The 13,044-nt window shown below is 63.9% G+C and carries 13 protein-coding genes; 11 read left to right on the top strand and 2 right to left on the bottom strand.

Annotated elements, in window-relative coordinates; all coding sequences use genetic code 11:
* Window positions 1-103 precede the first annotated feature (103 nt).
* The 11 genes from ACFVJ3_RS31600 (at window position 104) to ACFVJ3_RS31550 (ending at window position 10,942) form a co-directional block, all read left to right on the top strand.
* Complete coding sequence (locus ACFVJ3_RS31600; protein WP_378455820.1) at window positions 104-1,207, top strand: Rieske 2Fe-2S domain-containing protein; 1,104 nt, start codon at window positions 104-106, stop codon at window positions 1,205-1,207.
* Window positions 1,208-1,327: 120 nt separating this feature from the next.
* Window positions 1,328-2,221, top strand: coding sequence for an SDR family oxidoreductase (locus tag ACFVJ3_RS31595; protein ID WP_378455819.1), 894 nt, complete (start codon window positions 1,328-1,330; stop codon window positions 2,219-2,221).
* A gap of 396 nt (window positions 2,222-2,617) precedes the next feature.
* Complete coding sequence (locus ACFVJ3_RS31590) at window positions 2,618-2,836, top strand: hypothetical protein (RefSeq protein WP_378455818.1); 219 nt, start codon at window positions 2,618-2,620, stop codon at window positions 2,834-2,836.
* 98 nt (window positions 2,837-2,934) lie between these two features.
* The gene (locus ACFVJ3_RS31585) at window positions 2,935-3,690 is read left to right on the top strand and encodes an SDR family NAD(P)-dependent oxidoreductase (RefSeq protein ID WP_378455817.1); all 756 of its coding nucleotides are present in this window, start codon (window positions 2,935-2,937) and stop codon (window positions 3,688-3,690) included.
* A gap of 265 nt (window positions 3,691-3,955) precedes the next feature.
* Window positions 3,956-4,726 (top strand): SDR family NAD(P)-dependent oxidoreductase, encoded by a 771-nt coding sequence (locus ACFVJ3_RS31580; protein ID WP_378455873.1) that lies wholly within the window; start codon window positions 3,956-3,958, stop codon window positions 4,724-4,726.
* A gap of 75 nt (window positions 4,727-4,801) precedes the next feature.
* Window positions 4,802-5,605 carry an SDR family NAD(P)-dependent oxidoreductase gene (locus tag ACFVJ3_RS31575; RefSeq protein ID WP_378455816.1) on the top strand — a complete coding sequence of 268 codons (804 nt, stop codon included), beginning with the start codon at window positions 4,802-4,804 and terminating at the stop codon, window positions 5,603-5,605.
* A complete protein-coding gene (locus tag ACFVJ3_RS31570; protein WP_378455815.1) occupies window positions 5,605-6,327 on the top strand; it encodes an enoyl-CoA hydratase-related protein in 723 nt (240 codons plus the stop codon). The genes ACFVJ3_RS31575 and ACFVJ3_RS31570 overlap by 1 nt, the downstream gene beginning before the upstream one ends.
* Window positions 6,324-7,604, top strand: a complete 1,281-nt coding sequence (locus tag ACFVJ3_RS31565) for a cytochrome P450 (RefSeq protein ID WP_378455814.1) — start codon at window positions 6,324-6,326, stop codon at window positions 7,602-7,604. The genes ACFVJ3_RS31570 and ACFVJ3_RS31565 overlap by 4 nt, the downstream gene beginning before the upstream one ends.
* A 3-nt stretch (window positions 7,605-7,607) precedes the next feature.
* Window positions 7,608-8,366 carry an enoyl-CoA hydratase/isomerase family protein gene (locus ACFVJ3_RS31560; protein WP_378455813.1) on the top strand — a complete coding sequence of 253 codons (759 nt, stop codon included), beginning with the start codon at window positions 7,608-7,610 and terminating at the stop codon, window positions 8,364-8,366.
* Between the two features lie 37 nt (window positions 8,367-8,403).
* Window positions 8,404-9,396, top strand: a complete 993-nt coding sequence (locus tag ACFVJ3_RS31555) for an NAD(P)H-dependent flavin oxidoreductase (protein ID WP_378455812.1) — start codon at window positions 8,404-8,406, stop codon at window positions 9,394-9,396.
* Between the two features lie 580 nt (window positions 9,397-9,976).
* Complete coding sequence (locus ACFVJ3_RS31550; RefSeq protein WP_378455811.1) at window positions 9,977-10,942, top strand: PDR/VanB family oxidoreductase; 966 nt, start codon at window positions 9,977-9,979, stop codon at window positions 10,940-10,942.
* A gap of 124 nt (window positions 10,943-11,066) precedes the next feature.
* Here ACFVJ3_RS31550 and ACFVJ3_RS31545 read toward each other — a convergent pair whose 3' ends face one another.
* On the bottom strand, window positions 11,067-11,912 hold the full coding sequence (locus ACFVJ3_RS31545) for an enoyl-CoA hydratase-related protein (protein WP_378455810.1): 846 nt from the start codon (window positions 11,910-11,912) through the stop codon (window positions 11,067-11,069).
* 2 nt (window positions 11,913-11,914) lie between these two features.
* On the bottom strand, window positions 11,915-12,814 hold the full coding sequence (locus tag ACFVJ3_RS31540; RefSeq protein ID WP_378455809.1) for an SDR family oxidoreductase: 900 nt from the start codon (window positions 12,812-12,814) through the stop codon (window positions 11,915-11,917).
* Window positions 12,815-13,044 lie beyond the last annotated feature (230 nt).

Genomic DNA, 13,044 nt, shown 5'->3' with positions numbered 1-13,044 from the left:
GGCCGCCCTTCGACGCCACCGTCCTATCCCCGATCAGCGAGTCGTTGTCTCGCAGGGCCGTGAAAGGCCTATTTCTCACAAGTTTCGAGAGGAGAACATTTACATGGTAAAGCCTGCATTGTCGATGAAACCGACCGGATGGTTCCAGGTCGCCTGGTCTGCCGAGATCGAGCCCGGCCAGGTCCATCGGATGAAATACTTCGGTCAGGAGATGGTCGCCTGGCGGTCTACCACCGGGGCTCTGACGGTGATGGACGCGTACTGCGAGCATCTGGGCGCTCACCTCGGCCACGGCGGCCGGGTCGAGGAAGACCGGATCGTCTGCCCGTTCCACGGCTGGGAGTGGAACGGGCAGGGCCGTAACGTCTGCATCCCATACCAAGATCGCCCGAACCCGACCCGGCGAATGCGGACGTGGCCGGTGGTCGAGAAGAACGAGAGTGTCTACATATGGCACGACCTCGAGGGCCGAGACCCGCACTTCGACGTTCCGGATGTGTTCGAGGCTTACGAGGACGGCCGAACCGCCGCGGACTACTACCTCACCTACCCTGAGGGCACCGTGGCCTACTCCGGTCTGGAACTTCACCCGCAGTACGTGATGGAGAACAGCGTCGACCTCGCGCACTTCAAGTTCGTGCATCGCGCCGCCAACCTTCCGGTCTCCCTCCGCCAGGAGTTCGAGGGCCCGATCGCCTACGTGGACTTCAAGATGGTGTTCGGCGAGACCAAGGACAAGACGGTGCTGACGCCGAACGGGGCCGTCCACGGCTTCGGGCACGTGATCAACGTCGGCATCGGCATCGGCATGGCCGCATTCGAGGGCCCGGATAACCAGCGGGTCATCGTTACGGTGACTCCGGTCGACGAGGAGACCTCGGACATCCGCTCGTCGGTCTGGCTGGATCGGATCCCCGGCGATGACTCGCCCCATCAGCCCGCATCGCTGGAGCGGCGGCAACGGTACGCCAACAACCAGTTCGAGGCCGATATCGTCATCTGGAAGCACCAGAAGTACTCCGACCCGCCGGCGCTGGCCACGGCCGAGGGCAAGGGCTTCCGTGCAATTCGCAAGTGGGCCATGCAGTTCTACCCGGACGGGGAGCTCGGCAGTGCGTCGACTCCGCACCTGCAGACCGCAGGTACCGACGCGGGCCCGGATGTGCCCGAGCGTGCGGCCTTCGAAGCGCAGGGCGCCGCACGCTGATCATGTGGTGGGCACCCAGGCTTTCGAGGGCGCCCACCGCTGTTTCGGCACCCACAGTGGTCACAGTGAGCCTCGGATCACGGAATCAGTCCAAACGTCCCCACCAGTGAAGGAATCGAAATGAAGTTGACCGGTCGCATAGTCGCGATCACCGGCGGCGGAGCAGGACTGGGCGCGCAGGCCTGCCGCATCGCCCGTGAACGAGGCGCCGCGCGCATCGGGGTGATCGATCTCAACGCCGAGGCGGCGGAGAAAATCGCTGCCGAGGTCGGCGGGATGCCGATCACCGCCGATGTCACCGACGAGGCTCAGATCCGCGCCGCCGTCGATCAACTCGGTGGCGTCGACATCTGGGTGCACAACGCCGGGATCGGCGCGCAGACCACCCCCTTCAGCGATGACGGCATCTGGCAGCGGATGTGGGATGTGCACGTCATGGGAGTCGTGTACGCCACCCGCGCCCTGCTTCCCGCCTGGATCGAGCGCGGTGAAGGACACTTCGCCATGGTCGCCTCGGCCAACGCGCTGACAACCAACCCCATGTCTGCCGCCTACGCGGCCTCCAAGCACGCCGAACTCGCCCTCGCCGAGTGGATGGCCATGACCTACGGTCCGCGAGGGGTGATCACCAGTTGCTTCTGCCCGAAGGGCATGCTCACCCCGATGCTCATTGCTCATGCGGACGACAACGAATACGTGCGGGAGTCCGTCCGCACCGCGGTGACATCGGAGGCCGCCGCGACGATGCTGATCGATCTCATCGAGAGTGACCGCTTCCTCTCGACCACCTACCCCCCCCGTAATGGAGGAGTATGCCCTGCGGGCGACCGATCCCGACGCCTACATCGCCGGACTGCAGGACACGCACCGCAGGCTGGTGCCCGGCTTCGGACTGCCCCCGACCTCCTGACCGAACCGATCGGATCATGCGAGAGGAGGACGAATGGACAATTCGAACAATTTTGGTCACCGGGGCCACCGGGGCTCAAGGTCGGTCCTCGCTGCGCTGCTTGATGCGGGAGGAACCGTGCGAGCACTTGTCAGAAATCCTGCTGTTGCGCCCGCGCGCTGTCGGACAGGGGCCTCCAGTTGCGCGAAGGAAGCTTCGACGACATCCGGGCCATCCGGGCTGCGGGGGACGGTGTGCACAGCGTCTTCGCGATGCAGGTGCCAGTACATCGTGAGGATCCCGACAGCGAGAACGTGCCGCCGCGAACCAGGTACAGGCGGCCGCCCCCCGAAGGTGGAGACGTTTATCCATACCTCGGTGGCATGAGCAGGTGACCACGCAGCGTTCACCAATGGAATGAGGGCCGAGGGTGGCCAGCCTACTGGACCATCAAGGCCGCCGCCAACGATCTGGTCAGGTCTGGCTCGCTGACTCACCGGGCTATCCTCGAACCCGCCTTCATGATGGACAACTTCCTACCACCGAAGTCCTATGTATCCCCCTTGTCCACGGGAACGATCGTCACCGCAATGGCACTCGAAAGCCGCCTGGACCTGATTGCTGCCGGGGACATCGGCCGGATGGCCGCAGCTGCCTTCGCCGACTGGGTCATGGCATACAAGAGCGACTTTGACCTTGCCAATGCCGGAAACGCCCGACCGAACGCAGCGGGTAGCTGACGCATCTGGGATAACGGAACCTCGACGTACCGATACGCGCCGCCCTGCGGCTCAGGCATCCATGACCACGTCACAACGACGAATCTAGAGGAATCACAATGGGTTTACTGGATAACAAGGTCGCCTTGATCACGGGTGCGGGGCAGGGCCTGGGTGAAGGAACCGCTCACGCACTGGCCGCGGACGGCGCAGCCGTGGTGATCGCCGACATCTCGCCCGCCAACGCACGGAAGGTGGCCGACGACCTCACCGCGGCCGGCCGCTCCGCCCTGGCCGTCGCCTGCGATGTCCGAGACCGCACTGCGGTCGACGCCGCCGTGGCCACCACTGTGTCCGAGTTCGGCAGGCTCGACATACTCGTCAACAACGCGATGACCCTCCGATTCGTGCCCTTCGAAGACGCCACCTCCGACGACCTCCTCGATGCCTATCGGTCCTCGGTTCTCGGAACGTTCAACTGCATGCAGGCATGTTTCCCGCACCTCCGCGAAAGAGGCGGAAAAGTAGTCAATTTCGGCTCGAACGCGGGCACCGAGGGTGGCGCTACCATGGCCACCTATGCGGCTGCGAAGGAAGCGGTTCGTGGCCTGACGAAGGCGGTCGCAACAGAGTGGGGGCGGTACGGCATCACCGTGAACGTCGTCGTCCCGACGGGTTCCTCACCCGCGTGGGAACGCGTCAAGGCCGGTCTCAGCGACGAGCAGCTCGACGGGATGCTAGAGCGTCCGATCAAGCGCATGGGGCACCCCGTCGACGACATCGGCCGTATCGTCGTGTTCCTCAGCAGTCCGTACTCGGACTACATGACGGGACGCACGCTGTTCGCCGACGGGGGCCGGTCGAAGTTCCGGTAGTCACCGGAAGACATCGACACCGGAACCGCGTCGCCGTCGGTCACCCACACGTCCGCCCCTTCCGCGCCCGACCCTGTCACGCACCGTGCGCCTCCCACGCCCGGTGCGTGACCTCGTCGTGGACGATGCCCGGGTTCCGGAAGGTCTCTGCCGCTTGCCTTGACCGAAGTTAATCCGGTAGATAGTTTGTCTTATTGAGGGCGTCGTGGCTCGACCGCGATCCTCACCCGGTCGAATCGAGACGAAGGGAGGGACCATGACCTCGATGAATCTGTCCGGCACCGCTGCCATCGTCACCGGTGGCGCCGGGGGCCTGGGCGAGGCGGTGGTCCGTCGACTGCACGAGCGCGGCGCAGCAGTGGTCATCGCCGACCTCGCCGACGACCGGTCCCGTGAATTGGCAGACGAGCTCGGCGGTTCCGTGGTGTACGCACGCACCGACGTCACCGATTCCGACAGCGTCTCGGCGGCGATCGAGGCCGCGTCCCGTCTCGGCCACCTGCGTTCCGCCGTCCTTGCCCACGGCGGATGGGGCGTTGCCGAGCGCATCGTCCAGCGGGACGGTTCCCCGGCCTCTCTCGACGGATTCACCAAGACGCTGGACCTGTATCTCACCGGAACCTACAACGTTCTGCGACTGGTCAGCGCGCACATGGCCACCAATGATCCGGACGACGACGGCGAGCGCGGTGCCATAGTTCAAACGGCGTCGATCGCTGGGTACGAGGGTCAGATCGGTCAGAGCGCCTATGCGGCGGCGAAGGCCGGCGTCATCGGACTGACGCTGGCCGGTGCCCGCGACCTCGGCACCTTCGGCATTCGACTCAACACGATCGCCCCTGGCACCATGCAGACAGCGATGATGGAAACCGTCGGCGAGCAGGCACTGCAGAAGTTCCGCTCCAACGTTCCCTTTCCGAAGCGGCTTGGTAGAACATCGGAGTTCGCGGATCTCGCGCTCGGCATGTTGACAAACCGCTACCTCAACGGGGAGGTCGTTCGCCTCGACGGCGCGCAGCGCTTCACCCCCCGTTGACCGGTGTCCACCGAGTTCCTGTCGACCATAACCCGACACCGACGCAAAACTCCCTACGAACAGGACGTCGCCGCGATGGCAATCGCCTCTACCGACTCAGACATCTTCTCCATGACAGGGCGCGTCGCCCTCGTCACCGGATCTACCCGCGGCATGGGTCTCGCCGCGGCTCACGAACTCGCCCGGCACGGTGCCGACGTCGTGATCGTCGGGCGTGACACCGAGAGCACCGGCGCTGCGGCCGCGCAGGTCAACGAGGCTGTTGGCGCCGACCGCGCCCACCCGATCGTGGCCAACATCGGCCACCGTGACTCGGTCACCGATCTGATGGCCCGGACACATGCCGAGGTGGGACCGATCGATGCGCTGCTGTTGCACGCGGGAATGAACATCTGGGTCGGCGAAACGACCGACCTCGAGGATCGCACTCTGACCAAGTTCATCGACAGCAGCATCATGTCGGCCCACTGGTTTTGTCGCGAGGTGCTGCCGCATATGGTGGATCAGGGGTGGGGCAGGATCGTCTTCACGTCGTCCGTCATCGGATCGACCCTCGGAAGTTCGGACAACGGCCCCTACGGCATCTCCAAGGCAGCCTTGGCCCAGATGGCCCGCAATCTGGCGTGCGAGTACGGAAAACACGGGATTCGCGCGAATGCAATCGCGCCCGCGCTGTTCGAGACGCGGCAGGCTGAGGCGGTGTTGTCCGACGAGGGTCGGTTGCGCCGGTATCTGGATCGCTGCCCAGCGGGACGAGTAGGTGAGGCGCGCGAGTTCGCAGGTCTCGCCCTGCTCCTGGCTTCCGACGCCGGCGGCTACATCAACGGGCAGACGGTTAATGTCGACGGTGGGTACTCCGTTCTATGGGATTCGTACTGATGAGTGAGCTACTTGTCCAGGGACAGCCCGGCGGCGTCGAAGTCTGGACCCTCAATCGACCCGATGCACGCAACGCACTCACCAGCACGCTCGCGCGTCGGCTGGTCACCGAGATGGACAGAGCTGCAACGGATAACGCAGTCCACTCCGTCGTCCTGATTGGCTCAGGCAAGGGCTTCTGTGCCGGCCTCGACCTCGCCGAATTCAGCAAGCCGGATGCGCCCCGCGGAGTTGTCGGCGACGCCATTCGGCGCGCGCACTCCTTTCCGAAGCCCTTGGTGGGCGCGATCAACGGTCCTGCGGTCACCGGTGGACTGGAACTCGCCCTCGCATGCGACATACTGATCGCAACTCCTGACGCAGTGTTCCGCGATACGCATCTGAAGATCGGTGCGATGAGCGGAAGCGGGCTGACCGTTCACCTGCCCCGGGCCGTCGGGCAGAGCTGGGCCAGAAGAATGATCCTTGCAAATGATCCGCTGCCGGCGGACGTCGCTCTGCGGCTCGGGTTGGTGACCGAAGTAGTTCCGGCAGAACACCTCCGCCAGCACGCGGTCGCGTTGGCGAGCCGGATCGCCGCGATGGACCCCGACTTGGCGTCGACGGTCAAACAACTGTGCGTCGACATCGACCGGGTATCGCCGGCGGAAGGTCTACGGCTGGAAGCAGCAGCACTTCAGGAGCACAAAAAGAAGGGCCGAGCATGGAAGACAGCCACATGAGTAATCACGACTTCGCAGGTTCGATGGTGGACGAAGATTTCAATCCGATGTCGGCGGAGTTCGCGGACGATCCGTTCGCCGCGTTCGGCAAGGCGCGAGAAGAGTGTCCCGTTCGCCACACTGCCGAGTTCACGCCCGAGTTTTACAGCCTCACCCGGTTCTCGGACATCTTTGCCGCCCTGAACGACGCCGAGGCCGCGCGATGGTCTGCCCGGTACGGGAGCAGCCCCCAGTTCCACCGCGCCATCGGATTCAATCAGGACGCCGAGGACAGTCGTGACTTCCGCGCGCTGTTCCGAACCTGGTTGCCGGCCAATGCCGGTGTCGTCTACGCCGATCTAATCGACTCGACGATCAACGATCTCATCGACGAGATGACAGCCGACGACCGGGTACAGGGTGACTTCGCATCCGAGTTCGCGGTGTTGCTCCCGATCAGGATCATCGCGCAGCTCATCGGCGTCCCCCCCGAGGACGCACTCGAGATCAAGGAAATGACCGACGAGTTCCTCGGAGCCTTCTGCATTCCGGAACAGAACGGTGTAGCCCCCGCGGCCCGCCGGCTTCACGCGTACTTCGAGCCACACCTGGAGCGCCGGCGGGAACTGCTTCGAGGCGCCTCGATCGAGGTACCCGACGAGACGCACCTCGGAACCGTCCTTCCGAACGACCTGCTGAGCTTCATGCTCGTCAAAAAGTACGGCGACCGTACCCTGACGCCCTCCGAGATCGACTACGTGCTGGCCACCGCCCTCACCGGGGGTAACGACACGACCACCTCGATGCTCACGAATGTCACCTATCGCCTACTCTCGACGCCGTCGCTGTGGGACCGGATCGTGGAGGACGGCAAACTGATTCAACCGGCCATCGAGGAGAGTCTCCGGATGGATCCGCCCGTCCTGGGACTGTTTCGTACCACCGCCGACGACGTCACTGTCTCCGGCTGCCCGATTCCCGAGAAGTCGAAGGTCATGCTGCTGTTCGGATCTGCGAATCGGGATCCGCAACAGTGGGAGGATCCGGACGAGTTCCGCCTCGACCGCCCGATGAAGTTTCTTCGTCGGCATCTGGCCTTCGGTGGGGGTGCACACTTCTGTCTCGGTGCGCCGCTGGCCCGCGCCGAAGGGAACCGAGCTCTCGAGCTCCTCCGTACCCGACTCCCCCATCTTCGACTGGACGGGGAGTCGGAGCGGATCCCTCAGTTCCACCTCTGGGGCCGTCAGACCCTCCCGGTGCGGTGGGACGCTCCACACCTCGATTCGGAAGGCGCCTGACTCATGACCGAGGAACCCGAGATCCTCATCGAATCCGACGGACCCGTCCGAATCGTCACCCTGAATCGGCCCGAGAGCCGTAACGCCACCAGCGTTACGATGCACCACGCATTTCTCTCACTGTGGCGACAACTCGCCGACGACAGCGAGGCACGATCCGTGGTCGTCACCGGAGCCGGCAAGGCGTTCAGCGCCGGTGGGGACTACGAGATGATGCAGCTATCGCTGGATCCGGTGGGTCGCTGGCGCAATGTCGACGAAGCCCGCCGCCTCCTCATCGAGCTAGTCCACTTCCCGCTTCCAATTGTCGCCGCGGTCAACGGTCCCGCCGTCGGCCTGGGCGCGAGCTTCCTCGCCTTCAGCGACTTCGTGGTGATGTCGGAATCCGCATTCATCGCCGATCCGCACATCGCCGTCGGATTGGTCTGCGGAGACGGCGGGGTGGCCTGGCCACTGCATGTCGGACTACTCCGGGCAAAAGAGATGCTGCTCTTGGGAGGACGCATCGGCGCCGACGAGGCGAAGTCGATGGGCATCGCCAATCGGGTCGTACCGACGAGCGATGTTCTCACCGAGGCCACCGCGATCGCGCACCGACTGGCGGCGCAGCCGCCGGGTGCTCTCCAAGACACGAAGCGTGCCCTCAACATGTACCTGGAATCGAGTTTGGCCGGCCCCGTCGGCCACTCACTGATGACCGAGCGATACAGCATGGCGTCCGATGAGCATCGCATCTTCGTGGAAGGACAGACGAAGTCGTGACTGTCACGATGCACTCTCGAATCGAACTGGAGCTCCTATGATCAGAACCAGCCTGACCGATCTCGTCGGCACCCGGCACCCAGTGGTCCAGGGCGGCATGCAGTGGGTGGCAACCGCTCCGCTGGTGGCCGCCGTGGCGAATTCCGGCGCACTGGGGTTCCTGTCCGCGCTGACTCAACCCACACCGTCGGAGCTGCGCGAGGAGATCGAGAGGTGCCGGTCCCTCACCTCCGAGCCGTTCGGCGTAAACCTGACGATCTTGCCGTCCATCTCGCCCCCGCCGTACGCCGAGTACCGGCGCGCGATCATCGAGTCCGGAATCAAGATCGTCGAGACCGCCGGCTCAAACCCCGTCGAACACCTCGACGACTTCAAGGCAGCCGGAGTCACGGTGGTGCACAAGTGCACCACCGTGCGCCATGCGGTCTCCGCTCAGAAACTCGGCGTCGATGCCGTCAGTATCGACGGATTCGAATGCGCGGGACACGCCGGCGAGGACGACACCCCCGGCCTGGTGCTGATCCCGGCAGCAGCGGACGAACTGGAGATCCCGATCATCGCCTCCGGCGGATTCGCGGACGGACGTGGTCTCGTCGCCGCCTTGGCACTGGGCGCGGACGGCATCAACATGGGCACTCGATTCATGTGCACCGCCGAAGCCGAGATACACCCCAACGTCAAGAACCGCATTCTCGAGGCCGATATCCGTCAGACCGATCTCATCTTCCGCGAGCTGAAGAACACCTCGAGGGTGGCCCGCAATGCCATCAGCGAACGCGTGGTCGAGATGCTGCGCGGCGGAGCGACGTTCGACGACGTCCGCGATCTGGTGGCGGGCAAACGGGGACGACAAGTGTACGCCACCGGAGACCTGGATTACGGCATCTGGACCGCGGGAATGGCACAGGGCCTGGTCCACGACATACCCACGGTCGCGGACCTGGTGAACGGAATAGTCGGTGACGCCGAGTCTCTGATCCGGTCCCGTCTATTCGACCTGGTCGCCACCGATTCCCCCGTCTCGGTCTGACACCCTGAGATCGTCGACACTTCACCAGGCGCGGTGACGGAGTCCCGCGGACCCGCAAAGGAGAAGCGATAACCGTGCCGAAGAACGTACTGGTGATAGGCAGGCCGAAGCACAGGGCGTAGTCGACAGTGCCCCGGCGGTGTAACCACTAGCTGTCCGACGGCGTCATCGGGTCGACCATGGGTCCGGCAGCCGAAAGATCTGAGCCGCGACGGTCATCGACGGTCACGAAATCGATCTCGCGTCGGAGTCGTCGGCAGCGGTAGCAGCGACGCTCCCCGCGTCGTTCGAAGACTCATTCAAGTGAAACATATCGATATGGAAGAGGTGACGGCCGAGGGCCCGCCGCGACGCACTGCCGAGAATCAGGTGTTGACGTCCACCAAAATGCCGGGTCGATCTGGATTTTTCACGTCGATGAAGAGCCGACTGTAATCCTTCGCCACTGGTTGATCATGCCCAGAAACGACTTCGATCTGGGCGGTTCCCGGGTCCAATAGGCGAAGGATCATGTCAATGACGTTGAGCCGCGCGGGTGTCGCGCACACTTTCAAATACCGCAACAGTCCAAGGAGCCCCCATGGCAGTATCCGGCCGAGACGAGGCCCATCTTCACCTTCGAGTTCGCCGACGTGACGCGGTCGCCGAGGGCGTGGTGGTGCTCGAACTCGAGAATTCCACATCAGCCCCTCTGCCCTCCTGGGATCCGGGCGCCCACATCGACCTCTGTCTCCCGAATGGTTTGACACGCCAGTACTCCCTGTGTGGCACTCCCTCCGACAACCGCACTTATCGTGTCGGAATCCTGCGGGATCCGGCCAGCCGGGGTGGCTCGTCCTACATAGTGGACGAGATCGGCGCCGGGGCCGCGATTGAGGTTAAGGGGCCGCGGAACCACTTCCATATGCTCCCCTCCCCCCGTTACGTGTTCATCGCCGGCGGTATCGGTATTACGCCGTTGCTTCCCATGATCTCCGCCGCCGAGGCCTCCGGTGCGGAATGGGAACTGCATTACGGCGGTCGCTCGCGGCAGTCGATGGGTTTCCTGGACGAGATCACCACGCTGACCGGCAATCGAGTCCGGCTTTATCCGGAGGACGAGGTCGGACTTATCGACCTAGCCACTGTGCTGGACGGGCATCGCGCAGAGACACTGGTCTACACCTGCGGACCCAGCGGCCTGCTGCAGGCGATCGAGGAGCGCACCGCCGGCTGGCCGGTCGGCTCGGTGCACATGGAGCGCTTCGAGCCCAAAGAGTTCGACCAGGAGACATCCACGGACTCTTTCGAAATCGAACTGTCCGACAGCGGAACGGTTCTCGTCGTTCCGCCGGACCGCTCGGTTCTCCAGGTCCTACAGGACGCCGACGTCGACGTGTACTCATCGTGCCAGGACGGAACCTGTGGAACCTGCGAGACCACGGTCCTGGCCGGCGAAGTGGAGCACCGCGATTCGATTCTCAGCGCGGACGAGCAGGCAGCGAACGACCGCATGTACATCTGCGTCTCGCGTGCGGCCTGTTCCCGGCTCGTCCTCGAACTCTGATTTCGGGCGGCCTCAGTCGGCATCGTCGGGGGCATATACGAAAGTACCCGGCTCCGCATTCGCGGAGCCGGGTACTTCTTCTGTCGGGCGACCCGAAAGGTATCGGTACCGGGCACCGACTGCATCAGATCTCGGAGCGCTCCCAGGCTCTGGAGCCGTCGCCAGTGACCTCGTAGTGCTTGCCGGACGTGAAGTTCGGATCTCGCTTTCCGATGAACGAGGCCACCCCTTCCGCCGAGTCGGGCTGACTTCCCAGATCGCGAAAGATTTCCCATTCCTGATGGAAGGCCACCTCTCGGTCGGCTTCCGAGAGAAACGAGTAGAGCAACTGCTTCGTCACACCAACCGCAGCGGGACTGGTACAACGGGCGATCTCAGAGGCCAGCCCAAGGGCGGTGTCCAGCACCTGATCAGCCGGTACCGCGTGGGTGGCAATTCCCATCTGCCGGGCTTCGGCACCGCTGAAGAGGCGACCGGTGAGGAGCAGTTCCGTCGCGGTCGCCAGACCTACCAGTTTCGGTAGGAGCCACAGCGAATTCTGTTCCGGTATAAGACCGCGCCGGGTAAATACGAACCCGTACTTGGCTTCCTCGTTGACCACCCGGATGTCCCACTGCAGAGGGAAGGTCAGACCGAGACCGACTGCTGATCCGTTCATTGCGGCAATAATCGGAGTGCGCATCTTCCACGGGCGTGGTCGATCGCGCATCATGAGGCGGGCTTGCCGGGTCCGGTCCTCATCGAAAGCGAAGTTGGTGCCCTCGGGGTCCATGTCAGCGCCAGTGGAGAAGAACCGCCCTCGGCCGGTGACGACGATCGCTCGAACGTCATCTTCGCAGTCGAGTGTAGCGAGCTGATCATGCAACTCGACCTGCATCGCGGAGGTGAACCCGTTGCCACGGTCGGGGCGATCGAGCCACACGACCGCGACCGCCCCGTCCCGCTCGATGCTGATCCCGTGGGTCGGCACTGTCAGCCGCCCACGCGCGGGTTGCCGGAGCCGTCGGAATTGGGACGAGCCGAGGCCACCAGGCGGGGAATGACCTCGCCGAGCTGAGCCGAATCCCACTTTTCGAACCGCTCTTCTTCCGGTCCGGCAACCCAGGTCTCCGCCACACCAATCTTGCCGCCCTTGACGTTGAAGACGCGACCAGTGATGGACGCAGCCTCCGGCGAGGACAGCCACACCACCGGCGGGGCGATGTTGGCCGGTGAACCGTAGTCGAAGCCCGTCTTCTCCTTGATCTGCTCCAGATGCGCGACGTAGGCGTCGAGTCCGGCAGTCATCTGTGTGAGTGCGCTGGGGGCAATCGCATTAACCGTCACTCCCAGCCGCGCGAGTTCATCGGCAAGGATTACCGTGAGCCCGGCGATTGCCGCTTTCGCCGTTCCATAGTTGGACTGGCCGATATTGCCGTACAGACCTGAGGGTGAGGACGTGTTGACGATGCTCGGGTTCTGCACGGGATCACCCTCTTTGTGCTTGGCCCGCCAGTAGTTCGCGGCATGTCGGGTGGGGCAGAAGGTTCCACGAAGGTGGACCCGCATGACATCATCCCACATGTCGACGTCCATGTTCACAAACATCTTGTCCCGCAGAATTCCGGCGTTGTTCACCAGAACGTGCAGATCGCCGAAGGCGTCCAGTGCGGACTGGATGAGGCGGCCGGCACCGTCCCAGTCGGAGACATCGTCGTTGTTTCCGATTGCCTCGCCCCCGGCGTCCCGGATCTCGGCGACGGTCTCGTCCACCGACCCGAGGTCGTTGACGACCACCTTGGCCCCCTGCCGGGCGAACTCGAGGGCATGCTCACGGCCGATACCGCGGCCCGCACCTGTCACGACGACGACACGATTATCATGCAGACCCATACAACTTCTCCTTGTGTATATCGAACTCGTGGGTTCTTCCGAATCTGGAATTGACTGAGCTCGCCCTCGGTCAACCGGGTGTCCAGGGAGGCGGCGAACTGTCCAACCGCATACGGCCGGAGATCCGCGGCCCGCACAACCAAGAACTTAATCAGTTAGTTATTTATACCTTAATCGCGAGCTGGAGCCAACCGTTTGCGGCCTTAGGCAGGCCTCGACGGTTGTGGTTC

It is taken from the genome of Rhodococcus sp. NPDC127593 (assembly GCF_042671975.1).
Taxonomy (GTDB): domain Bacteria; phylum Actinomycetota; class Actinomycetes; order Mycobacteriales; family Mycobacteriaceae; genus Rhodococcus_F.
The sequence above is the reverse complement of the archived record's forward strand: the minus strand, read 5'-3'. Positions and strand labels throughout refer to the sequence as shown.

Bases quoted from the DNA above. Each gene is read 5' to 3' on its own strand.
- ACFVJ3_RS31565 (WP_378455814.1), top strand. From the start codon at position 6,324: ATGAGTAATCACGACTTCGCAGGTTCGATGGTGGACGAAGATTTCAAT.
- ACFVJ3_RS31585 (WP_378455817.1), top strand. From the start codon at position 2,935: ATGGGTTTACTGGATAACAAGGTCGCCTTGATCACGGGTGCGGGGCAG.
- ACFVJ3_RS31600 (WP_378455820.1), top strand. From the start codon at position 104: ATGGTAAAGCCTGCATTGTCGATGAAACCGACCGGATGGTTCCAGGTC.
- ACFVJ3_RS31580 (WP_378455873.1), top strand. From the start codon at position 3,956: ATGAATCTGTCCGGCACCGCTGCCATCGTCACCGGTGGCGCCGGGGGC.
- ACFVJ3_RS31575 (WP_378455816.1), top strand. From the start codon at position 4,802: ATGGCAATCGCCTCTACCGACTCAGACATCTTCTCCATGACAGGGCGC.
- ACFVJ3_RS31540 (WP_378455809.1), bottom strand. From the start codon at position 12,814: ATGGGTCTGCATGATAATCGTGTCGTCGTCGTGACAGGTGCGGGCCGC.
- ACFVJ3_RS31595 (WP_378455819.1), top strand. From the start codon at position 1,328: ATGAAGTTGACCGGTCGCATAGTCGCGATCACCGGCGGCGGAGCAGGA.
- ACFVJ3_RS31590 (WP_378455818.1), top strand. From the start codon at position 2,618: ATGATGGACAACTTCCTACCACCGAAGTCCTATGTATCCCCCTTGTCC.
- ACFVJ3_RS31570 (WP_378455815.1), top strand. From the start codon at position 5,605: ATGAGTGAGCTACTTGTCCAGGGACAGCCCGGCGGCGTCGAAGTCTGG.
- ACFVJ3_RS31550 (WP_378455811.1), top strand. From the start codon at position 9,977: ATGGCAGTATCCGGCCGAGACGAGGCCCATCTTCACCTTCGAGTTCGC.
- ACFVJ3_RS31560 (WP_378455813.1), top strand. From the start codon at position 7,608: ATGACCGAGGAACCCGAGATCCTCATCGAATCCGACGGACCCGTCCGA.
- ACFVJ3_RS31555 (WP_378455812.1), top strand. From the start codon at position 8,404: ATGATCAGAACCAGCCTGACCGATCTCGTCGGCACCCGGCACCCAGTG.